Origin of the sequence: Tannerella forsythia 92A2, assembly GCF_000238215.1 — a bacterium.
GTDB lineage: Bacteria > Bacteroidota > Bacteroidia > Bacteroidales > Tannerellaceae > Tannerella > Tannerella forsythia.
Map to the genome: position 1 here is coordinate 2504047 of NC_016610.1, position 23431 is coordinate 2527477.

Consider the following 23431-nt stretch of genomic DNA (forward strand, 5'->3'; position numbering starts at 1 on the left):
TTTGCTTTATGAACGAATCCGCATACAAAATAACAACTCTTACACCTGTTTCTATTGGCGATGGAAATACGCTGTCGGCATTTGCCGACTATGTGCTGGAAAAAGGAAAAATCCACTACATCAACCAGCAGGCAATAAGAGATAAAATGGGCAAAAGTCCCGAACTTATTGATTTTTATGTAGAGGGAATGATTCGGGGCAAATCCAATATGACCAACACGTTTGACCTGAAAAATTTTATTTTCAACAGGCTCAAATTAACATTGCAACAAGCCGCTTTGTACAGTATAGAAGCCAAGAATGTAAGTGGGAAAAAAGAATTTTATACGGTTGTGAAAAATGCGGGACAATCACCTTATATCCCGGGCAGCACACTCAAAGGCGCCATAAAAACCGCGTTGTTGTATGATTGGCTTATAGAGGCTGATGAAGGACAGCAATGGTGCTCCAATTATTTAAATAATATTACCAATAAGGGTTTAACAGCAACGTTGGATAAAGAGCTTAGCCGTGAATTTGATAAGTTTGAATTGGGAGTAAGCGATAGCTCTTTATTGGAGTTTGACACATTACAGGCAATCGACATCAAACGGCTGAATATAAAAAAAGGCACTTTGGATATTCCGCAAACACGGGAGGCGGTAAAAGAAAACATTGCCTGCGAGTGTGAAATAAGAAACGTTAGGAAACTTATTGCAGAAAAAGCCGACGGAACGAAAGTGTACAAAAACTATTCGTGGGAAGAATTGTGTAGAATTATCAATACATTTAGCCGTCATTCATCTGATGCCGAGTGGACAATTTTATCTGAAACAGGAAAAAAGATAGATGATGACATCTATTTTTCGTTGGAAGATTTTTACGAGGATGTTGAGAAAAAAACTGAAAGTTCTACAACCGCTTATCTGCGTTTGGGTACTGGCAAAGGTTTTTATTTTAATTCTATAGCATTGGCTTTGTACGATTGTGACGGAACCGAGAATAAAGGTCAATTTCTTAAATTCTTAAAAACATGCGGTTACGGGAAGGTATATAATATTAAAGAGCGACGAGTAGAAGAGTATGACTTAAATCCCAACGAATTTCCCATTACCCGTTTTGTAGAAATAACCGAAACAAAACCTTTGGGTTGGATACAATTAGAATGCTTAAATAAAGAATAAAATGGGCAGAAAAGTTTTTATTACATTTTTAGGGACGGGAAAGTACAAGGAGTGCATATATACATATTCAAATAAAGAAAGTGAAGTGGTAACTTACGTGCAAACTGCTACAATAAAACTTTTTGCACCCGATTTTGATAAGTATTTTGTTTTCTGCACAGAATTAGCATCCTCAACACATTTTGAAAACTTAAATAGAGAAGTTGGTGGAAAATTCAGTAAAATTGATATTCCGGAAGGAGTAAGCGAAGAAGAGATATGGAAAATTTTTCAACTTGTTTTTGACGTTTTAGAAGAAAATGATGAGGTTGTTTTTGATGTCACCCATAGCTTTCGTTCTATTCCTATGTTAGGAATTACGCTTTTACAATATGCAAAGTTTATCAAAAATATTCAAGTAATAGGAATCTATTACGGCGCATTTGAAAAACTCGGAAGACCCGGTGAAATTGAAGAAAAATATCCAAATCCTGAAAGTCGTAAAGTTCCCCTTTTGAATTTGACCAGTTTTTCTGTTTTGCAAGATTGGGCTAATTCCGGCAGTCAGTTTATAACTACCGGCAATTCAACAAAATTGCTGCAGGTTACCGGAGAATCTATCAAGCCAATTCTTGCCGAAAGTCGCGGAAAAGACAAAGAAGCAGTAGAAATAAGAGAAATCAACAGTTTGTTGGAAAAAATCAGCGAAGATTTCAGTACAAACAGAGGAAAAAACTTTCTGAAAGCAAGTTCTATCCTTAAGGTTGTACACAAAATAACACATTTGGAGGTCCGTTTACTGCCGGCGTTTAAACCAATTTTAGAGAAACTAAAAAGAGAACTCGACAATTATCGGGTTAATGATAAGAATAATCTCTTGCGGGCTGTCCAATGGTGTATTGATAAGGAGTTAGTCCAGCAAGGGATTACACAGTTGCAGGAAGCTACAATAACCATTTTATGCGAGAAATTAAATCATGAATATTTTAATAAAGAAAAAAGAAACATTATATCATCTTATTTAGGTTTCGGTATCAATCAACCGGAAGAAAAATGGAAGGAGCCTTTAACTTCGAAGGATGCAAAATGTGTCATTTCAGAATTAAAAGGTATAGATAACATAGAAGACATAGCAAAAGCATTCCAAGCACTGAGCGAGAAAAGAAACGACATAAATCATGGAGGGTATTTATGCAAAAGTGTGGAGTCTAAGAAATTCAAACAAGCTTTGGAAGAAAATTATCAAAAATTGAAAGGATTATTATAATTATGCTCATTAATTTATCTAATCACCCTTTTCCGGAATGGAGCGAAAGGCAGAAGAAGGAAGCGTGGAGGCTTTTTGGAGAGGTTGAGGATTGGCATTTCCCTCCTATTGATCCGGAAAGCACAGCATCCGAAATTGAAAAGTTGGCTGAGGATTACTTTCAAAAGTTGGCAGTGCGAATCGCTTCAATTCCGGATGTTGCCATCCATCTGATGGGAGAAATGACTTTTAGTTTTGCGCTACTTAAAAAACTTCAGGAGTCGAAGATCGATTGCTACGCTTCTACAGCAAATCGTAATGTAAACATCTTAGCGTCTGGAGAAAAAGTAGTCAGGTTTGATTTTGTGAAATTTAGAAAATACGGCTAATTCCCTTATAAGATAAATGGAATCATGAAAAAGACTTACTATCTTTTCAATCCCGGTCGCTTATCCCGAAAGGATAACACCTTGAAATTCGTGCCGATGGAGGAGGACGGAAACGGTATCGAACGCGAAGGACAGCCGAGGTATATTCCGGTCGAAACGGTTGATCAATTCTACGTTTTCGGTTCGCTCGATGCCAATAGCGCTTTGTATAATTTTCTCGGAAAAAATGATATTGCTTTGCACTTCTTCGATTATTACGAGAATTATACCGGATCGTTTATGCCGCGGGATACATTACTTTCGGGGCGGATGATTTTGGCACAGACCAAAGCCTTTCAGGATAAAAAACGGCGCATGGCAATCGCCCGGCAGTTTATTCACGGAGCGGCCTATAACATGCAGAAAAACCTGCAGTATTACAACCGGCGGGGAAAAGATATGGAAGCATTATTGGAACAGATAAAAATCTATGCCGATGGTATTGAGCAGGCTTCCGCACCCGACGAGCTGATGGGCATCGAGGGAAACATCCGTCAGGTTTATTACGATGCGTTTGATCTTATACTCAACGATTTTGAGATGGGAGGTCGTACTAAACAACCACCCCGGAACGAAGTGAATGCCTTGATCTCATTCGGAAATATGATGTGCTATTCACAGTGCCTACGTGCCATTCATCAAACGCAACTCAATCCCACGGTCAGCTATCTGCACACACCCGGCGAGCGGCGCTATTCTCTGGCATTGGATATCTCCGAAATCTTTAAACCGATTCTTGTCGACAGGGTTATTTTCAAACTTCTTAATAAGAAAGAGATACAGGAACGTCATTTCGACAAGCGATTGAACAGTTGTCTGTTGAATCCTTCGGGGAAGAAGATTTTTGTAAAAGCGATGGAGGAACGTTTTAATGAGACGATTAAGCATCGGTCGCTTAATCGCAACGTAAGTTACAAACACCTTATCAAGCTCGAATGCTATAAGTTGGCAAAACATCTGCTTGGGATGGAAGACTATAAACCGTTTAAAATGTACTGGTAATGTATGTGATTCTGGTCTATGACTGCGGCGAGAAACGGGTTGGGAAAATGCTCAAGCTCTGTCGGAAATATCTGAATTGGATACAAAATTCGGTTTTTGAAGGCGAAATTACAGAAGTTAAATTAAAGGAACTAACTTTAAAAGCGGAAAAGATTATGGATTCTGATGAAGACAGCTTAATTATTTTCTCAAGTCGGCAGGAAAAATGGTTAGAAAAGCAAATCATTGGAAAAGAAAAAAATAGCATCGATAATTTCTTATAAAAATTGTCTTTCTCCTTTTTTCGTCTCGAAAAAAGGAGAAAATCGCTGACAAAAGTTCTTTGACATATTGAAAATCAAAAGATAAAATTAGTTGTCGAAGTGCGGGGTTTTTCTTACCTTTGTGCTTCGACAACTTTGTTTGTTAATTTGTTGATATAATTGAAGGATAGATTATTGAGAATCAGTAATGTTTTTTGTCGTTTCGAACGGCTTTTAATCGGACTATCATAGAATTGAAACACAGAAACTTCTTTTCCTGCAAGATTAAATAATACACTTTTAATCGGACTATCATAGAATTGAAACGGTATGTATAAATCTACACGTCTTGGGTTTTCTAATACTTTTAATCGGACTATCATAGAATTGAAACAAAATTATCTTTGATAACTTTAAGAATCTTTTTGTCTTCTCTTTTAATCGGACTATCATAGAATTGAAACCCATTACTGCGCGGGCGGCGATGCAGGAGAACCCGGACCGCTTTTAATCGGACTATCATAGAATTGAAACTAAAAGGTTAAAAGTTAAATGAAGAAAGACATAAAACGACTTTTAATCGGACTATCATAGAATTGAAACGTCTTTGGAGGCCTTTACTCTTTTAAAAATGCCCGACTTTTAATCGGACTATCATAGAATTGAAACTCTCTTGTGTAGTTATAACACACAATTGAGTCATCTTTTAATCGGACTATCATAGAATTGAAACCCTCTTCGTAATACGGCTCTATATCGAGCTCTCTGCTTTTAATCGGACTATCATAGAATTGAAACCCCCGAAGGCGCGGCCGTTCCACTCTAAGGTGTCGACTCTTTTAATCGGACTATCATAGAATTGAAACGTTAGATGATAACTTCCGTCTTCTCCGAGCATCATCCTTTTAATCGGACTATCATAGAATTGAAACTTCACGGGGGTAAAGCCCGCCCCTTACGGGGAACTACTTTTAATCGGACTATCATAGAATTGAAACAAAAGATTTGCTATATTGTGAAAAATTTAAAAAAAAGCTTTTAATCGGACTATCATAGAATTGAAACTTCACGGGGGTAAAGCCCGCCCCTTACGGGGAACTACTCCTTTTAATCGGACTATCATAGAATTGAAACTGCAGCCGTTGTCTCGCAAAAAGCAGCGCCTTCTAAAACTTTTAATCGGACTATCATAGAATTGAAACCCTGCCCTGCGTGGGGGCTTTGGTGTGCGCAGCCTGCTTTTAATCGGACTATCATAGAATTGAAACCTTCAAAAGCGGCAGCGCGCTTTTTGAGAAGGCGCTGCTTTTAATCGGACTATCATAGAATTGAAACTTTGTGTTATACGGAGATTATACACGGTGGGTGTGGGCTTTTAATCGGACTATCATAGAATTGAAACTGCGCGCATACGTTCTTCTACGTACGCCTTTTTGGTTCTTTTAATCGGACTATCATAGAATTGAAACAAAAGATTTGCTATTTTGTAATAGCAAAGAACTATGAACTTTTAATCGGACTATCATAGAATTGAAACTAAGAGGTTATCTCCGTCCGCACGAGTTCGGACGTCTTTTAATCGGACTATCATAGAATTGAAACCATACGTTGCACGAATGTCCGCATCAAAAGCGGCAGCTTTTAATCGGACTATCATAGAATTGAAACGTTATTCTCCCAATCACCGAACCTGTCAACAAAAGACTTTTAATCGGACTATCATAGAATTGAAACCTATAACTGCAGCCCGCACGGCTGCACGGTTGGCGTACCTTTTAATCGGACTATCATAGAATTGAAACGTCTGGTCGTTTTTTCTGTATTGGGGGGGGCGGCATTCTTTTAATCGGACTATCATAGAATTGAAACACGTTAACACGTGCACCGCCAACGCGGGCAGAAAAGCTTTTAATCGGACTATCATAGAATTGAAACCGTATCTGAAACGTCCGAATTGGTGCGGACGGAGGCTTTTAATCGGACTATCATAGAATTGAAACGCCACCACCGACCCTGCACGGGCGGTTTGGCTCGCGCTTTTAATCGGACTATCATAGAATTGAAACACATAGCAAACCTTGTTGGATAATATTCTTCGTCTATCTTTTAATCGGACTATCATAGAATTGAAACGAACAATAACAAACAGGATTGGGCGATCATACTTTTCTTTTAATCGGACTATCATAGAATTGAAACCTCGGATTTATCCATTACGTCGGCCGCATCGATTTGCTTTTAATCGGACTATCATAGAATTGAAACCCAACGCGGGGAAGAAGGCGGATGAGGTTTCGGAACAACTTTTAATCGGACTATCATAGAATTGAAACCGCCGAGAAGGTCTCCGTCCTCGTCAAAAACAGACTCCTTTTAATCGGACTATCATAGAATTGAAACGCTCGGGGATCGATATAATAGAATGGTAGAGGAGTGGCTTTTAATCGGACTATCATAGAATTGAAACTACGGGGTCACCTCCGTTCGCATGAGTTTGGACGTTTCCTTTTAATCGGACTATCATAGAATTGAAACCATATAACAGTGCGACGAGACAGGCTGCGCACACCACTTTTAATCGGACTATCATAGAATTGAAACGGGGTAAATCATGTAAAACGAACAATTTTAGAATATACTTTTAATCGGACTATCATAGAATTGAAACCGTAGCGCTATTATGCGCGGTATGGCGCGGCTCTGCCTTTTAATCGGACTATCATAGAATTGAAACCTTGCAGTAGGGGCAGTGAAAATTACACGACCCGAACTTTTAATCGGACTATCATAGAATTGAAACCTATTACCGCCGCCCGCACGGGCGCACGGCTGGCGTACGCTTTTAATCGGACTATCATAGAATTGAAACGAATAAAAATCAGCGTAAAAACATATATGCTTACACGACTTTTAATCGGACTATCATAGAATTGAAACTTTTTTGTGGCCGTTTCGGCCTTATCTGTATCTACTGTCTTTTAATCGGACTATCATAGAATTGAAACAGCCGACGCGATATATTCGTGCCCGGCAAACAAATCCTTTTAATCGGACTATCATAGAATTGAAACCGCCGTACACGTGGTGATATTTATGAAACAAATTTTCTTTTAATCGGACTATCATAGAATTGAAATGATATATTTTTCTAAACATTTTCATGACTTTATCGGCTTTTAATCGGACTATCATAGAATTGAAATTGATAACTTTTAAAGTCTTTTTATCCTCTGCATTCACTTTTAATCGGACTATCATAGAATTGAAATATTGTACACCTTGTCTACTTGCTCATCAGGGAAATTCCTTTTAATCGGACTATCATAGAATTGAAATGTAATCCTCACACTGCCGATTATGGCTGAGTAATCTACTTTTAATCGGACTATCATAGAATTGAAATAGTTGATGCAAAAGGTTTATCGAAACACCTTCCTTCCTTTTAATCGGACTATCATAGAATTGAAATCCTTATCTCAATGGTTTAAGGAAGACGTTGCGCGCATCTTTTAATCGGACTATCATAGAATTGAAATAGCCTATCTAAACGCCAAATAACTAATTTGTCTCCTCTTTTAATCGGACTATCATAGAATTGAAATTCGGTTTGGTGATAGTTGGTAACAAGATTTTAAAACACTTTTAATCGGACTATCATAGAATTGAAATATTACATCAGGATAGATGGTGTGGCGTATGAAAACTTTTAATCGGACTATCATAGAATTGAAATGAAGCTGGTAACCGCGGATGTCGCCTTCGGCCTCGAACTTTTAATCGGACTATCATAGAATTGAAACCCGCTACCCAAAAAACCCTCGACAAAATGCCCGAAATCCTTTTAATCGGACTATCATAGAATTGAAACCACTGGGGCACATAGTCCTGATCTCCTCGGCGAGTATCTTTTAATCGGACTATCATAGAATTGAAACGAAAAGTGCTAATGGTAAAGTTAAACTTTCTCCTTTACTTTTAATCGGACTATCATAGAATTGAAACTTAGATGATCTTGCGGACTACAGTGCCGAATTTGACTTTTAATCGGACTATCATAGAATTGAAACGCAAACGGGGCCTTTTGTGCCATGTCACCAGTGCGGCTTTTAATCGGACTATCATAGAATTGAAACAGAGACGTTCCTCCTGCGTTGTACAAGATACTCTGTACTTTTAATCGGACTATCATAGAATTGAAACAATTTAAGTGATGATGTAAAAACTGGTATTAATACTTTTAATCGGACTATCATAGAATTGAAACTTAGATGATCTTGCGGACTACAGTGCCGAATTTGACTTTTAATCGGACTATCATAGAATTGAAACTTCGCAATCGCTTCGACGGCAAAAGTGCCGCCCAGGCTTTTAATCGGACTATCATAGAATTGAAACTGTTTATGTACGACTCTTTCAGTTTTAACTGCTTTCTTTTAATCGGACTATCATAGAATTGAAACGATATAATGCTTACAATCGAGGCATTTAATAACATTAAACTTTTAATCGGACTATCATAGAATTGAAACCAATGTGTACGTTGTCATTGCCGGTATATTAGGATTCTTCTTTTAATCGGACTATCATAGAATTGAAACAAGTGCCTTTGCCGTTAATTTTGTCAATGAGTTTCCTTTTAATCGGACTATCATAGAATTGAAACGCGAAATCCTGCTCGTGCAGGGTGGAAGCAAGAATATCCTTTTAATCGGACTATCATAGAATTGAAACAGCGTCATAGCATTCACACCGGCAGCACCAGTTACGAACTTTTAATCGGACTATCATAGAATTGAAACGTCGGACACGATGGGCAGAAATTCTTCTTCGACCATGCTTTTAATCGGACTATCATAGAATTGAAACCCGTTAAATTGTCTGGCAAGGACGTGACGCCGGTACTTTTAATCGGACTATCATAGAATTGAAACCGTTGTAGAAATCGTCTTCGTTGATAACAAGTGTTACTTTTAATCGGACTATCATAGAATTGAAACGCTTCTTCGATTCTTCTTTTACCTCTCCGGTTTCCGTCTTTTAATCTGACTATCATAGAATTGAAATTGTCGTTTCAACTACTGAATGCAACTTTATGTTTCAAATTTAAGAAAAAGATTTCTTCTGGAGAATAGAAATTGAGTTTGTATTTTGGTCTTTCGTTGATTCTGTATTGCATCTGTTTGGTTATATTGTTACTAAATTCATTGCAATTTGATTTTTTAGGGATGTACTGCCTGATCAGTTTGTTTGTATTCTCAATCAATCCTTTTTCCCATGAAGAATAGGGATGAGTGAAATATATCTGTGTATGTAACTTCTTGGCTAATGATTAATGATCTGCAAACTCGCTACCATTATTTACGGTGATGGAGTGTATATGCTCTTTTTGTATGGCAGCAGTATATCGTAAACGATTTTTGAATGCTCTTTTGCATTTTTCCCTTTGGGCAGTTTTTGCATCATGCAAAAAAACATAGTTCTTTCCACTAAGGTCAGGATATCCCCTTTGCCGTTTTTTCCGACAATAGTGTCCATCTCCCAATTTCCAAAGCGTTGTTTGAGATCGACAACAGGAGGCCTTTGCTCTATTCCGACACGATTCTTATCTTAATGGATACAGACTTGGGCTATTTCCTTTTTCTATGTTTCATCTTGTGCCGGGTATGCAGGCAGAGCTTTTCGCCTGCGGTTTTATCGGCTCGGATGATTTTATAAATGGTTTCGTGCGAAACGTAAGGTTCTCCGCGGAGCTTGAGCCTTCCTTCAATCTGCTGAGGTGACCACTGTTGCTATAGCAGGAGAAGAATCTGCTTTTTTAGTCCGGGCTTTAGTTTCCGGGTCTGCTGACTGCGCTCTTTACGAATCTCAGCCATATCCTGAGCATAAGAAAACGTGTACTTTCCTTGTCATATTCTTACAACGTTATTACATTTTGGGCGATAAGCAGCCTCAGCTCATCGAGAAGTACACCACCACGAATGCCGGCATCGATGAGTCCAATGTCATCAAGCCCCTCACCTGAGAAAAAGGCAAGAAACAGCCTCTATACCCTGACGCAGGCTATGGGTCAAAGGACGATGTAGTCAAGGAATGTGGTATGATTCCTGTTATCTGTGAGAAAGACTATCGAAATCATCTTCTTACCGACGATCAGAAGCTGAACAACCACCCAAAGTCCAAGACAAGATGTCGTGTGGAGCACATCTTCGGTTTCATCGAGGGTTTCATGAACGGTTCGTTTGTCTGCAGCATCGTAATCGTCCGTGCCAAGACTGTAATGGCTTTCATCTGTCTCATATACAACAAATTCAAATATGTACAGATCAATAAATACCAGCTGTAGCTTATTGCCTCTAAGGGGTAACTGTGTCTTAACGTCAATAAATCAAGTTAAATGAGAGGATAAACGAACACTATCGTGAGTCTGAGATGCCCTTTGAGGAGCTGAATCCAACTGAACTGACTCAGAAGGAACGGCTTCCACTTACAAAAATTCTTTTTTAGAACTTATCTAAAATAATCAGCAGTTTAATCTTATTCTTTTTGTATGGAATTATATTCTACAAAATTCTGAATTTTAATAATTTAATTGATTCTTTTGCCAAAGTATTGATAGAATGTATAAGATAAAAAATGTTTATTTTGAACAATAATTCCATTTGATGCAGCGTTTCTACATAAAGTTGCATCATGCAAGTAAAAGCATAAAAAATGAAGGCATTGTTATTATCTTTTTTTGCTGTGATTTTGTGTTATGCTCTGTTTTTCGACAGAGAAGAGCCGCTAACTCCCGTGGATGAGATGAACTATACGATCCCTACGGAAGCTCGCGAACAGATCCATCTGTCGGATTCTACCGTGTATTATGCGAAATGTATCAATCCCCTATTTTGAGACCTCTGCAAAAGTGACTACATAATGCGTTTTTATCGATATTCGCATTAACGATGGTGCCTCGCTTGACAATCACGCCTTTTATTTCCAACTGACAGCTGATTTCGTTCAGAACCGTATCATCCCAAATTATACGATAGGGATTTTGGGGTTTAGATTTATGGGGGTAATCCCATCGTCCGATGAACCATTTTCGGCGTTTTTTAGTAAGTGCTATTTTTAGTTTGAGCGTATCGCCTGCCCTTTCAAAATATGCACCAAAAGCAAAGTTCGGTAACGCAGTGTGGAACGTGTTTTTTTTTTCGTTTTTTCTTGAAGAACAAAGAGTCGGAACAGAGACATTAAATCATAGGCTATCATCGAAAAAATCAAGGCGGCTTCGGTTGCAATTGCTGCTGTCTCTCATTGGTTATTATTTAATCGGCGGATCGTTTATGTGCCTTTTAGTATCCTCCGGTATGCTTGTTTACTTTATTCAGATGCATCCAAATAAGTCTTTGAATAATAAAATAATAGAAATTGTTAGTGCATTTAGTATGGAGATATATCTTTCGCATATGGCAATTTTTCAACTAATAAAGAAAATACATATTAACGAACTACTCGGAAATGGATGGATCCAATACATAATGACTGTTTGGGTGGTTTTGTGCGGCTCGATGATATTTTCAATGATTGTGAGATGGGTTTTTACACAGGTTAAAAATAAAATGCATCAATAAAGAGGTTTGTTCGGAAGATGTTTTTATATATTTGATAATTAAATCAATAAAAAATTATTCATCTGCGGCAGTAATACGTGCGGCTTACAAAAGGATCGGTTTTATTGTTTTTTTAACATGTTTGTTGCGATATATTCCCTACCTTTGGGCTACTTTGATCTCTTAAATAAAATATTCACCCAATTTAAATGACAATTATGTTTAACAAAAAAATTGAAACGGCAATCAACGATCAAATCAATGCCGAATTATGGTCGGCCTATTTGTATTTGTCCATGTCGGCTTATTGCTACGACAACGGATATAACGGAGTCGCCAACTGGTATCAGGTACAATTCAAAGAAGAGCAGGATCACGCTATGATTCTGTTTAACTATGTCATCTCACGCGGCGGACGCGTTACTCTTAAACCGATTGAGGCCGTTCCGACCCAATGGGACTCGTTGCTGAATTCGTTCGAGGAAACGTTAAAACACGAGCGGATTGTGACCGGTCTGATCAACGACTTGTATACGTTGGCACTGCAAGAATCCGATTATGCTACCCAAAGCATGTTGAAGTGGTTTATCGACGAGCAGGTAGAAGAAGAGGAAACGGCTCTGGATATCATCAATAACCTGAAGATGATAAAAGACAACGGATACGGACTGTATATGCTCGACAAGGAGCTGTCGGGACGTACGTATAAAACGGCTGCTCCCCTCACAAAATCGGGGGAATAAATTCCGTTTGCAGATGAGTCGATCCGGAGAGCATACGAAAGGATTTCGTCTCTTGCCGGCAGAAAAAAGAGGGTGTGTCAAAGCGTAATGTTTGGGCACGCCCTCTTCAGGTGTGTAAGAAGGGGCAAAATTTCGGGACGCTATGGATGAAGGTTCGGGAGCATACGGCTAGTATGCCCCCAAACTTTCATCTCACGAACAATGAGATGTTTGAAAGGTTGTGACACCTTGTCTCTCGATCTGGAAAAATATGAGAAACACCGTTACAAAAGGCTGAAAGCTACCGTAAGACCTGCCATGACAATAGCTACCATCGACATCAGTTTGATCAGAATATTCAGCGATGGCCCCGATGTATCCTTGAACGGATCGCCTACCGTATCGCCTACTACCGTCGCTTTATGCGCCTCGGAGCCTTTGCCTCCGTGATGACCTTCCTCGATGTATTTCTTGGCATTGTCCCAGGCGCCTCCTGCGTTAGCCATGAAAACGGCCAGCACAAATCCGGCACCCAATCCGCCGACTAACAATCCCATAACTCCGGCTACCCCGAAGATGATCCCGACAAGTACCGGTGCGATAATAGCCAATATTGACGGGAACAGCATCTCACGCTGTGCCCCCTGTGTCGAAATCGCCACGCAACGCGCATAGTCGGGCGTTGCCTCTCCGGTCAGGATGCCTTTGATCTCATGGAACTGACGCCGTACTTCTTCCACCATCTTGCGAGCCGCACGACCGACCGCGTTCATCGTCAGGCCGCAAAAGAGGAAGGCCATCATCGAACCGATAAAGACTCCGATCAGGACTTTCGGGTTCATCAGATCGACCTGATAATACGCCATAAAGTCGGGGATGGTCGCTCGTGTTACTTCTACCGTGCGTCCGGCGATATCGATCGTCGTCGTGCCGATATGCTGCAATCCCATCTTCACCTCCTCGATATACGAAGCCAGCAAGGCCAGCGCCGTCAGCGCCGCCGATCCGATCGCGAATCCTTTGCCTGTTGCCGCCGTCGTATTACCGAGCGCATCGAGCACGTCGGTACGTTGGCGCACATGCGGTTCGAGTTTGCTCATCTCGGCATTTCCTCCCGCATTGTCGGCGATGGGTCCGTAAGCGTCGGTTGCCAGCGTAATACCCAAGGTCGATAACATCCCGACGGCGGCAATGCCGATGCCATAGAGTCCCAGGCTGAGGTTCCCGGCCGTCAGCAGATTGGCCGTATCGAAGCCCGTGGCGCAGAGAAAAGCCAGAATAATGGCGCAGGTGATGGTGAGGACGGGGATCGCCGTCGAAACCATGCCGATGCCCAAGCCCGAAATGATGACGGTGGCCGGGCCTGAGTTCGAACTGTGAGCGATCGATTGCGTCGGCTTATGCGAGTGAGACGTATAATACTCGGTCGACTGTCCGATAATCACCCCGGCGATCAATCCTACAACGACTGAGCACGAAATTCCGAACCAGTTGGGCATTTGCAGCAGATACAAAATGCCGAAAGCAGCTACGGCAATCAGTACCGAGCTCAGGTTTACTCCTGTGCCGAGCGATTTGAGCAACTGCTGCATGCCTGCTCCCTCTTTCGTCCGGACCGTATAAATACCGACAATCGAGAGCAAAATACCGGCGGCGGCGATCAGCATCGGAGCAAGTACGGCTTTCGCCTGCAGGTCTGCACCGTCGTAAAACGCCGATGCTCCGAGTGCGGCTGTTGCAAGGATCGAGCCGCAGTACGATTCGTATAAGTCGGCGCCCATACCGGCCACATCGCCCACGTTATCGCCCACGTTATCGGCGATCGTCGCCGGGTTGCGCGGGTCATCTTCGGGGATACCCGCTTCGACCTTGCCCACCAGATCGGCGCCCACATCGGCCGCTTTGGTGTAAATGCCTCCGCCCACACGGGCAAACAGCGCCTGTGTCGATGCACCCATGCCGAAGGTCAGCATCGTCGTGGTGATGATCACCAACTTCTGTGCGCCGGTTGTGTCGATAAAATAATCAAGAACCAGATACCAGAGCGAGATGTCCAGCAGTCCGAGGCCGACTACGACCAGCCCCATCACCGCCCCCGACCGGAATGCGAGCTTCAGCCCTTCGTTCAGCGAATTACGGGCTGCGTTAGCCGTCCGGGCCGAGGCGTATGTCGCCGTTTTCATGCCGATAAATCCCGCCAGACCGGAAAAAAATCCGCCGGTAAGAAAGGCAAAAGGCACCCAGGGGTTCTGCACATTAAAACCATACGCCAATACGGCGAAGAATAGAGCGAGAACAATGAAAACCACTGTCACGACTTTGTACTGTTGTTTAAGGTAAGCCATTGCTCCTTTTCGTACATGTGCGGCGATCTCCCGCATCGTTTCCGTTCCTTCGCTGGCTTTGCGCATTTGTTTGTAGAAAAGACCGGCAAACAGAAGCGCTAATACGGAGGCCAGAGGGACAAACCAAAATAGAGTTTCCATGATTTATGATATTAATGTAAATTAAATTTTACAAATATAGAAATTATCTTCTTGTAAATGCAAATATTATGTGTTAAAAACAAGAGATATTTACAATTCTATCCTTTATGGAGTTTTGGAGGGCAATTTACCCCAAATTACGCGATACACTGTTGGGCGTTTACCATTACATTAATAATGTACGTACGAATGTACGACAAGGGTTACGTCAGGCTTACAGCCCTCCGCCGAGACGCGATGCCTTTTTTCCCAACGCTTCGCATTGGGCTGAATGATCTCGCCCCCTATTTATTAATGGTTAATTGTCAATGGTCATGCCGGGTACATGATTCGGCGTGTAACACGCATAACCATTACCCGAAAGGGCTGCAAGCCCGATATAATCGTTAGCGGTCAGTGTTCAGCAATCAGCCAACAACTCAACAACTCAACAATTCAACATGTCAACAACTCACCGCATCACCGCCTCTGCGGGGTTTATAAGGGCTGAAGGTCTGAATTAAATTCATCCTTATTTGTATTTGTTCTATTGCCGAATGTGGGTTTAAGCAGAGAAGAGTAGGAGGGGAGCATATGTATGAGGGAGTACCCAAACATTTCGTTTGTGCACATCCTTAATATATACGGATAAAGGTTGTGTCAGCATTTTTAGTTACGACATCCGGCTCTTGTAATCTTCGTAGGTGAAAGTGCGCAGCATATCGAGTGTACCGTCTTCGCGGAGTATGGCCAGCGAAGGATGCTGAATGCCGTTGAACATCGTCGTTTTGACGGTCGTATAATGAATCATGTCTTCGAAGATCAGCGGGTCGCCGATATGCAACGGCCGGTCGAACGACCAGTCGCCCATAAAATCGCCGCTCAGACAGCTACATCCGCCGATGCGGTACGTCGGTTTGCCCGGAACGGCGTCCGTCGCATGGCGAACGGCCGGTTTATAGGGCATTTCAAGACAGTCGGGCATGTGGCACGTGAACGACGCGTCGATAACGGCCGTTTCGACGCCGTTGTTTTCGACGAGGTCGACGACCGTTGTCCGCAGAAATCCCGTCTGCCAGAAGAAGGCGCTGCCCGGCTCCATGATGATCTGCAAGTGCGGATACTTGGCTTTAAACTCGTTTAATAGTCGGAGAAGGAAATCGATATCATACCCTTTGCGGGTCATCAGATGGCCTCCGCCCATATTCAACCAGCGGACTTGCGACAACCATCGGCCGAAGCGCCGTTCGACAGCCTGCAACGTGTTTGCCATATCTTGCGCGGACGATTCGCAGAGCGTGTGAAAATGAAGCCCTTCGACACCTTCGGGAAGTTGGTCGGGCAGTTTGTCGGAGGTGATGCCCATTCTCGAGCCCGGCGCACAGGGATTATACAGCTCCGTAGCGACATCCGAATATTCGGGGTTGATGCGTAACCCGCACGAGATGCGACGGTCGTCGGCAACGACCATCGGGTAAAATCGCTCGAACTGTGATAACGAGTTGAACGTGATATGACTGCTGCATTTCAACAAGTGCGGGAAGTCGGCTTCCGTATAAGCCGGCGAGTACGTATGTGCCGGAGTGCCCAGCTCTTCGTAAACTAACCGCGCTTCGTACACGGAGCTGGCGGTGGCATACGGAATATATTCGCGTACAATGGGGAAAACTTTCCACATAGCAAACGCTTTCAGCGCCATAATGATTTCGATTCCGGCGCGTTCTTTCACGTCTTTGATGAGCGTCAGGTTACGTCGTAAGAGCGATTCTTCGATGACGTAACACGGCGAAGGGATGGTCTGTATATCCATTGTTTTATTTGATAACCGTTATTTTGGCATATTTTAAAAGCAGCGTGCGGCTGCCCGAATAATCGAAATGTACCGTTGCTTTGGCGTCGCTTCCTTCTCCTTCCAGCGACACGATTTTTCCTTTCCCGAAGCGTTCGTGCCGGATCGTATCGCCCACGTGCAAGCCGTTCAATGATTCGACTTGTTTTATGGTCTCTGCCTCCTTGTGCTCGATACGCTTAAGGCGTGAGGGAGAGGACGTGTTCCGTGTGGGCTGTGGGGAGTAAGATGCGCGGGAACAGGCCGGTTCGTATCGTTGCGGGTCAATCGGCTGGCAGATCATGCCCGAATCGTCCGGCCGATGCAGATACGTCGGGTCAATATCGTCCAGAAAATGGCTGGGCGAGCTGATCTGGTGCTGTCCGTTGCGGAAACGGCTCTTGGCGCAGGTAATGATGCAATGGCGTTTGGCACGCGTGATGGCCACATAAAACAGCCGCCGCTCCTCTTCAATGGCACGTACGCTGTCCATGGCCATCGACGAAGGAAAAAGATTCTCCTCCATGCCTGCGATAATCACGTGGTCGAACTCTAACCCTTTGGCCGCGTGAACGGTCATCAGGGTGACTTTGTCGGTATCTTCTTCTTTATCGCTGTCCTGATCGGTGAGGAGGGAGACCTCCATCAGGAAGTCGGCCAGCGACACGCGTTCGTTCCCTTCTTCGCGTTTGTTCTCGCAAAACTCATGAATCGCCTTCAGCAGCTCCTGCATATTTTCCTGCCGGCTGATGCCTTCGACCGAGCGGTCTTGGAAAAGCTGCGCCGCGATGCCGCTTCGTTTGATGGTAAGCTCCGCCATCTCTTTGGCCGGCAGACGCGTCGATTCCGTCATCAGCTCTTCCATCAGGGTTTGAAATTCACGGAGCTTGCGTGCCGTTCCTTCGTGGATGGGGACAGTGTAATCGGCCGGCTGCGAAAGCGCTGTCCAGACACTGACCTGATGCCGGTCGGCGGCGCTGAGCAATTTGCCGACTGTCGCGTCGCCGATGCCTCGCGCCGGGTAGTTGATGATCCGTTTGAGCGCCTCCTCGTCGTGCGGGTTGACGATGACCCGGAAGTAGGCGATCAAGTCTTTGATTTCCTTGCGCTGGTAAAACGACTGTCCGCCGTAAATTTTATAGGCGATATTTCTTTTCCGGAGCGCTTCTTCAAGGATACGCGACTGCGCATTGGTGCGGTAGAGCACGGCAAAATGGGCGTAGGAGCTCCGTTCGTTCATCCGCAGTTCGAGAATCTGCGAAGCGATCAGATACCCTTCTTCATAGTCCGAATATGCCGAAAGGACGCGTATTTTGCTGCCCGGCTCGTTTTCGGAGTAGACATGCTTGGGGATTTGCCCTTTATTTTTGCGGATAAGGCTGTTGGCCGCATTGACGATGTTTTGCGTCGAACGATAGTTCCGTTCCAATTTGAACAGGCGATAGTCGGGGTACTGATCTTTGAAGCGCAGCATATTATCGATGTTGGCTCCGCGAAACGAGTAGATACTCTGGGCATCGTCGCCGACTACGCAGATGCGCCGGTGCTTCTCGCACAGGCGCGTCACGATCAGGTGTTGCGCGAAATTCGTATCCTGATACTCGTCTACCAGCACATAGCGGAACAGTTCCTGATATTTTTCCAGCACCTGCCGATGGTCGCGAAACAGCAGATTCGTCTGTAGCAATAACTCGTCGAAATCCATCACGCCGGCCTGATAGCAGCGGCTCTGGTAGCGCCTGTAAATCTCGTGCAGCATGGGGACTTTCGACTTCGTATCGTATTCGATCAGTTCCCTGTTTCGTTCGTACGCCTCGCTGGTGATGAGCCTGTTCTTCGCGTTCGAGATGCGGCTTTGCACCATGCCCGGACGGTAGGTCTTCTCGTCGAGCTGCATCTCTTTGATGATGCTGCGGATCAGGTTCTTCGAGTCGGACGCGTCGTAGATCGTGAAATCCGGCCGATAACCGATCGCTTCGGCCTCGCGGCGCAAGATACGGTAGAAGATGGAATGAAACGTGCCCATGCTCAGCCGACGCCCCAGCGACTCGTCCGTGAGCGTAGCGATACGGTGTTTCATCTCGCGGGCGGCCTTGTTCGTAAACGTAAGCGCCAGAATGCTGTAAGGGGCCAGTCCCTGTTCAAGCAGATGAATGATTTTGTACGTCAGGACGCGCGTCTTGCCCGAGCCCGCGCCCGCTACTACCATGGCCGGACCGTCGCAGTACAGAACGATTTCGCGCTGATTATCATTTAACTCGTCTAATATGGAATGGTTCACCTTCGTTGCTTTTGCTATTCGGTATGCAAAGATAGACCATTTCCGGCAAAAAACATGATCGCCCCGGCAAGAGCATCGTATCACCCGAACTTTCTATGGTTTACGACTCTCTTTTCATTTCGTGCCTTTGCATTGTTCTTTGCAAACTTGGCGATAAGGTAACCGCAAGGCAATGAAAAAATAATTTTTACGGTGCAAGGATATCCAGTGTCATTGCCTTATTTTTTTTGCATAAAAAATCATTTTAGGTAAATATGCGAGGATTTATTAAAGGCGTTGCCCCTTCTACAAGCCTGTCTTTTTTTCTCTTTTTACGGAAATATTTAGGACCGTATGGGGAAAATTGTACTTTTTTGAAAAAAAAATGGCTTATTATTGTTGATAGTCAAATTTTCAAACTATATTTGAGGCCTGAAATAAAACGAAAAAATGAAATAGATTATCGCTTTATACATTATTACTTTTTAATTTACAACATTATGAACAAAACAGAATTTATTAATGCTGTTGCCGAAAAAGCCGGCTTAAGCAAAGTAGACGGGAAAAAAGCCGTTGAGGCTATGGTTAAAACGATTCAGGGCGAGATGAAGAAAGGCGAGAAAGTGTCTATCTTAGGATTTGGTTCTTTCTCTGTCGTAGAAAAGGCATCTCGCAAAGGTGTGAATCCGCAGACAAAGAAAGTGATTAACATCCCTGCTCGTAAAGTCATTAAGTTCAAGCCCGGTACTGACTTGACAAGAGTGGTGAAGTAAGTACGCTTTACTTATTCTTTGAAAAAGAAGACAATGTGTCAAAGAGGGTGTACCAAAACATTGCGTTTTGATACATCCTCTTTTCTAGTGAATAGGTCTGCTTTAGGATTAAGGTATCGCAGTTGATGGGTATTGTGACCGGTGGGTCATGATGGTTCTTCTTCTTTGATTGGATTATTCATCTTCGAGTATGACCGATGCACTTTCCACTTCACCTCCTAAGGGAGGGCTTTTTTTTGAAATCTTCAGCCGAAGTCCGGACAGTTCCGGAAAGTGTGTTTTCAATGCAGCCGAAATCCGTCCGGCTACATGCTCAAGCAATTGCGACGGAACCTCCATTTCTGTTTTTACAAGCTCATATACCTCTGCGTAGCTGATGGTGTCGGCCAGGTTGTCGGTTTGTAAAGACCGGAGATGCGACATTGAAAAAGACAGATTCACCACAAATTCTCCTCCTACACGTGTTTCCTGCGGCAAAACCCCGTGATAAGCATGGAATTTCATGCCTTGTAATTCAATTTTTCCCTTCATTCCTGTTAATTTGTCTGTAAAAATAAGCAAAAAAACTTTTTCTGAAAAGAATAATACCTATATTTGCGACAATCCAAATTTAAAAATTATGGTACGCACAAAAAATGAAGAAATACCTATTAGCAGCGGCGGAGTACATAACGTATTAGCTGCCGGAACGATTGTGACGGGAAGCATTGCCTCGGATTCTGACTTTCGCTTAGACGGACGGATCGAAGGTGATATCAATTGTAAAGGAAAAATCGTCATCGGTCCTAAAGGAAGTATCGCAGGGAACATCCTCTCGGACAATGCAGAGATATTGGGAGATGTGGAAGGTTCGATCCGTATCAAGGAGAAGCTTGTTTTTAAGTCCACCGCCATCATCAAAGGGGATATTTTTACGCAGACCCTCGAGATTGAACCGGGCGCTCATTTCAACGGAACGTGTACAATGTCCGGTAAGAATCAAACGGACGGAATGCAAGTTCCCGGAAATAAGAAAGCGAACGTCACTCCAATCAAGTGATTGTATTTGTGCGATGACTCTTTGAGAGCATCGCACGGATTTTTTGATTGAATTCGGAGGCTTGTAAAAGCTGTTCGAGCGGGATGTGTATGCGGTAACGCCAATAATGATCAGGGTCTGCCGGGAGATTGATACGCTCTTGTGAGGCGTCTTTTCGTCTCAAGTAATGGTCTATGGCCAGCCAATCCTGCAAAGGAAAGATGGTCAGTATGGAATGTGCATGCAGATGTTCGGCGATTATTCGCTCGGCTATTTCGGGGGTGCATTCCTTGGGGGGCGCTTCGGTTTCTTTTAAGACAAACTCAGCATATCGTTGCGTACGTTTTGGGTCTTCTTCCCACCATGTACGCAAAGGGCTCATATCGTGTGTCGAAGTCGTGCAGACAGAGTTGTAGGGGGCTGTTTTCAAGTCGGTGAATTCTTGCCCGAAGACTTTGGATATGCGGCCCAACTCCAGACTCAGGATGTGCAGTTCTTCCATCACTTCGTGTACGGAGTCGGGAATCATCCCCAAATCTTCTCCGCACACCAGCATTTCTGTTGTTGCAACCAAGGGACGGAGCCTGCTTAGCGCCGTCGTTTTCCAAAAGTCATGATGCCGTTCGTAAAAAAAGTAAGCATAAAGCTTGTCGAAAGCTGTTTGCTCTGTTTCCGTCAGTTCCTGATAACGGTATGACTTCGAGGATGATATGCGCGGATGATATTTTCCCGGCTCGTATGGGTCTTCCAGAAAAAGTACCTCATTGGCTAATGCATAAAGACCGGATTGAATCTGTTGAGATACGTTATCTTCCTTCCCCTTGAAGAGTCTCTGTATTTTCCGCTGGGTATCACAAAACGGATTCAGCATCATATGTTCCGCATCCATGGGGAAAAGATAGTGATCGGTAACAGTTACCGTTTGCTCACCAAATAGCTCCGGCAGGTATTTCCGGTGAATGATTGCCAATGTATATTCCTTTTTAAACGCTAAACCGTACGATTCTATTTCACCGGCGGTCAACGGCAATGCCGGTCGGAAGTGTCCGCATAATCCTTGTACGTAATCGAGCGGAATTTCCCAGATACGAAAGAATCCGAGAATATGATCGATGCGAAAACTGTCGAAATAATCGCTCATCTTACCGAAACGTTTCTTCCACCACGTGAACCCGTCTTCTTCCATGACCTCCCAATTATAGGTCGGGAAAGACCAGTTTTGTCCTAAGGCAGAGAAGTCATCGGGCGGAGCACCTGCTTGACCGTTCATCTGGAAGTAACGGCCTTCCGTCCATGCCTCGACGCTCGTTCGGTGAATGCCGATCGGGAGATCTCCTTTCAGGATGATTCCTTTCCGGCGGGCATAGTTCGAAACAGCTTGAAACTGGCTATGTAAAACGTATTGCAGAAAATAGACATACGAAATTTCCGGGTACGCCGGGCTGTTTTCCGCACATAGTTTTTCAATCCGGAGCGGACTGTATATCGCGTCTTTCCCCCATTGTGAGAAATCGGCCGTATGGTATTGATCCCGTAAATAACAAAATGCTGCGTATGGAGTCAGCCATTTTCGGTTATTCTCCAGGAAACGTTTGAAATCGCAACCCGATAAAATGGCCGCACCTTCCTGTTCAAAGAAAGCGCGGCAATATGTCGTTTTATAACGTTCGACCGCTTCGTAATCGACTTCTTCCTTTTCATTCAGAGCAATCTGTTTCTTTCGGAAATAAGCCATCCGGTCCGGATCGTTGAGGGTTCCCATGCTGTATAGCGAGATATACATCGGATGCAGAGCATACATCGAGATGGCGCTGTAAGGATAAGAGTCTTTCCACGTATGCGTACAAGTCGTGTCATTCATCGGGAGCACTTGGATAACACATTGCTGTGTCTGCTCGGCCCAGTCGATCAATAATCGGAGGTCATGCAGGTCACCTACTCCGAAACTTTGTTCGGAACGTAACGAAAAAACAGGGATGACGGTCCCTGCTCCTTTCCATTCGGGCAAATCTTCACGATACGGATATTCTGAAATCACTGTGACCTCGCATGTCGCTGAAGGTGTCTTTGCCAGTACGCGGTTGTCTCCTTTTTCCCAGTGGCAGACCCGTTTCGTTTCATCACAAACGAAAAATTTATACTCAAACGGATAGCTGATCTCATCGGCGTTGAGGCAAACTTCCCATTCTGCAGCGCCGGACGGGCATAGGAGCTTGGCTTGCGTCGTATCCCAATGTCCCAGACATGCCTGATTGCCGGCAAGAGCGACCCGCTGATTTTTCCGCACCCGGGGATTCGGAACCCGAATGATCAAACTGCGATCAGGCTGTTCATGAATGGGTTCAGACCCGTTGTGAGCAAACAGATTCTTCGTAAACGCTGAAGTATACAATGCGATATTCGTCGGCTCTTCGCGCCAATAGTCGTACAGGCAATAACTTGCCGCTGTACGGTCGAATGCGATGCGATGCTTTCGACGCCACGGCTCGGGGGTTACTTTGCGGTCTGCATCTCTCAGGAGATAGTGATACTCGATTTCGGTCATATCGTCAGGTATTTCAAGGCGTAACGACCAATGTTCACCGTCTGCACAAGCCATTTCTTTTGCCATGACCGGCTCGTTACAGCCCAACTCGGGAATGGAGCCACACACGCACATTCTCTGTTTCGAGGAAGCCCGAAAGCTGATATGAAACGATATGTTCATGAG

General features: G+C 43.8%; 14 protein-coding genes, 2 pseudogenes and 1 CRISPR repeat array. Of the genes and pseudogenes, 10 read left to right on the plus strand and 6 right to left on the minus strand.

The features are described 5' to 3' along the window. The first annotated feature begins 8 nt into the window (after nt 1-8). The 7 genes and pseudogenes from csm5 to BFO_RS10215 all read left to right on the plus strand — a co-directional run bounded on the left by csm5 (nt 9) and on the right by BFO_RS10215 (nt 10954). Nucleotides 9-1163: a type III-A CRISPR-associated RAMP protein Csm5 gene (gene csm5, locus BFO_RS10180; RefSeq protein WP_014225634.1), complete on the plus strand. Its 1155-nt coding sequence runs from the start codon at nt 9-11 to the stop codon at nt 1161-1163. A 1-nt stretch (nt 1164) separates the two neighbouring features. Beyond that, complete coding sequence (gene csx2 / locus BFO_RS10185) at nt 1165-2409, plus strand: TIGR02221 family CRISPR-associated protein (RefSeq protein WP_014225635.1); 1245 nt, start codon at nt 1165-1167, stop codon at nt 2407-2409. Nucleotides 2410-2411: 2 nt separating this feature from the next. After that, nucleotides 2412-2777 (plus strand): hypothetical protein, encoded by a 366-nt coding sequence (locus BFO_RS10190; RefSeq protein ID WP_041590865.1) that lies wholly within the window; start codon nt 2412-2414, stop codon nt 2775-2777. 24 nt (nt 2778-2801) lie between these two features. Further along, complete coding sequence (gene cas1b, locus BFO_RS10195) at nt 2802-3818, plus strand: type I-B CRISPR-associated endonuclease Cas1b (protein WP_014225636.1); 1017 nt, start codon at nt 2802-2804, stop codon at nt 3816-3818. Then, on the plus strand, nt 3818-4081 hold the full coding sequence (gene cas2 / locus BFO_RS10200; protein WP_014225637.1) for a CRISPR-associated endonuclease Cas2: 264 nt from the start codon (nt 3818-3820) through the stop codon (nt 4079-4081). The genes cas1b and cas2 overlap by 1 nt, the downstream gene beginning before the upstream one ends. Nucleotides 4082-4291: 210 nt before the next feature. Next, a CRISPR array of direct repeats spans nt 4292-9124; the repeat unit is 30 nt; unit sequence CTTTTAATCGGACTATCATAGAATTGAAAC. Between the two features lie 874 nt (nt 9125-9998). Next, nucleotides 9999-10403, plus strand: a pseudogene (locus tag BFO_RS16665) (transposase); the annotation flags it as partial. A gap of 368 nt (nt 10404-10771) precedes the next feature. Continuing rightward, nucleotides 10772-10954: a hypothetical protein gene (locus BFO_RS10215; protein ID WP_014225640.1), complete on the plus strand. Its 183-nt coding sequence runs from the start codon at nt 10772-10774 to the stop codon at nt 10952-10954. Nucleotides 10955-11083: 129 nt separating this feature from the next. Here the strand turns inward: BFO_RS10215 and BFO_RS16780 are convergent. Then, nucleotides 11084-11341, minus strand: a pseudogene (locus tag BFO_RS16780) (IS1380 family transposase); the annotation flags it as partial. Nucleotides 11342-11873: 532 nt separating this feature from the next. On the opposite strand from BFO_RS16780, the gene BFO_RS10225 reads away from it, so the two are divergent. Beyond that, a complete protein-coding gene (locus tag BFO_RS10225) occupies nt 11874-12398 on the plus strand; it encodes a ferritin (protein WP_014225642.1) in 525 nt (174 codons plus the stop codon). Nucleotides 12399-12661: 263 nt separating this feature from the next. On the opposite strand, the gene BFO_RS10230 is transcribed toward BFO_RS10225, so the two are convergent. The 3 genes from BFO_RS10230 to BFO_RS10240 form a co-directional block, all read right to left on the minus strand. Beyond that, nucleotides 12662-14863 carry a sodium-translocating pyrophosphatase gene (locus BFO_RS10230; protein WP_014225643.1) on the minus strand — a complete coding sequence of 734 codons (2202 nt, stop codon included), beginning with the start codon at nt 14861-14863 and terminating at the stop codon, nt 12662-12664. Nucleotides 14864-15515: 652 nt separating this feature from the next. Beyond that, nucleotides 15516-16652: a carboxynorspermidine decarboxylase gene (gene nspC, locus BFO_RS10235; protein ID WP_014225645.1), complete on the minus strand. Its 1137-nt coding sequence runs from the start codon at nt 16650-16652 to the stop codon at nt 15516-15518. 4 nt (nt 16653-16656) lie between these two features. Continuing rightward, nucleotides 16657-18951 (minus strand): ATP-dependent helicase, encoded by a 2295-nt coding sequence (locus tag BFO_RS10240; RefSeq protein WP_014225646.1) that lies wholly within the window; start codon nt 18949-18951, stop codon nt 16657-16659. A gap of 479 nt (nt 18952-19430) precedes the next feature. Here BFO_RS10240 and BFO_RS16190 point away from each other — a divergent pair, with 479 nt between their 5' ends. Continuing rightward, complete coding sequence (locus BFO_RS16190) at nt 19431-19703, plus strand: HU family DNA-binding protein (RefSeq protein ID WP_041591297.1); 273 nt, start codon at nt 19431-19433, stop codon at nt 19701-19703. A gap of 174 nt (nt 19704-19877) precedes the next feature. Here BFO_RS16190 and folB read toward each other — a convergent pair whose 3' ends face one another. Further along, on the minus strand, nt 19878-20234 hold the full coding sequence (gene folB, locus BFO_RS10250) for a dihydroneopterin aldolase (protein ID WP_041590867.1): 357 nt from the start codon (nt 20232-20234) through the stop codon (nt 19878-19880). A gap of 88 nt (nt 20235-20322) precedes the next feature. Here folB and BFO_RS10255 point away from each other — a divergent pair, with 88 nt between their 5' ends. Continuing rightward, nucleotides 20323-20742, plus strand: a complete 420-nt coding sequence (locus tag BFO_RS10255) for a bactofilin family protein (RefSeq protein ID WP_014225649.1) — start codon at nt 20323-20325, stop codon at nt 20740-20742. Here BFO_RS10255 and BFO_RS10260 read toward each other — a convergent pair. Then, nucleotides 20735-23428 (minus strand): 4-alpha-glucanotransferase, encoded by a 2694-nt coding sequence (locus BFO_RS10260; protein WP_041590868.1) that lies wholly within the window; start codon nt 23426-23428, stop codon nt 20735-20737. The genes BFO_RS10255 and BFO_RS10260 overlap by 8 nt on opposite strands. Nucleotides 23429-23431: the final 3 nt, after the last annotated feature.

Excerpts from the sequence above, each read along its gene's own strand:
- csm5 (WP_014225634.1), top strand. The coding sequence starts at position 9 with ATGAACGAATCCGCATACAAAATAACAACTCTTACACCTGTTTCTATT.
- csx2 (WP_014225635.1), top strand. The coding sequence starts at position 1,165 with ATGGGCAGAAAAGTTTTTATTACATTTTTAGGGACGGGAAAGTACAAG.
- BFO_RS10190 (WP_041590865.1), top strand. The coding sequence starts at position 2,412 with ATGCTCATTAATTTATCTAATCACCCTTTTCCGGAATGGAGCGAAAGG.
- cas1b (WP_014225636.1), top strand. The coding sequence starts at position 2,802 with ATGAAAAAGACTTACTATCTTTTCAATCCCGGTCGCTTATCCCGAAAG.
- cas2 (WP_014225637.1), top strand. The coding sequence starts at position 3,818 with ATGTATGTGATTCTGGTCTATGACTGCGGCGAGAAACGGGTTGGGAAA.
- BFO_RS10215 (WP_014225640.1), top strand. The coding sequence starts at position 10,772 with ATGAAGGCATTGTTATTATCTTTTTTTGCTGTGATTTTGTGTTATGCT.
- BFO_RS10225 (WP_014225642.1), top strand. The coding sequence starts at position 11,874 with ATGTTTAACAAAAAAATTGAAACGGCAATCAACGATCAAATCAATGCC.
- BFO_RS10230 (WP_014225643.1), bottom strand. The coding sequence starts at position 14,863 with ATGGAAACTCTATTTTGGTTTGTCCCTCTGGCCTCCGTATTAGCGCTT.
- nspC (WP_014225645.1), bottom strand. The coding sequence starts at position 16,652 with ATGGATATACAGACCATCCCTTCGCCGTGTTACGTCATCGAAGAATCG.
- BFO_RS16190 (WP_041591297.1), top strand. The coding sequence starts at position 19,431 with ATGAACAAAACAGAATTTATTAATGCTGTTGCCGAAAAAGCCGGCTTA.
- folB (WP_041590867.1), bottom strand. The coding sequence starts at position 20,234 with ATGAAGGGAAAAATTGAATTACAAGGCATGAAATTCCATGCTTATCAC.
- BFO_RS10255 (WP_014225649.1), top strand. The coding sequence starts at position 20,323 with ATGGTACGCACAAAAAATGAAGAAATACCTATTAGCAGCGGCGGAGTA.
- BFO_RS10260 (WP_041590868.1), bottom strand. The coding sequence starts at position 23,428 with ATGAACATATCGTTTCATATCAGCTTTCGGGCTTCCTCGAAACAGAGA.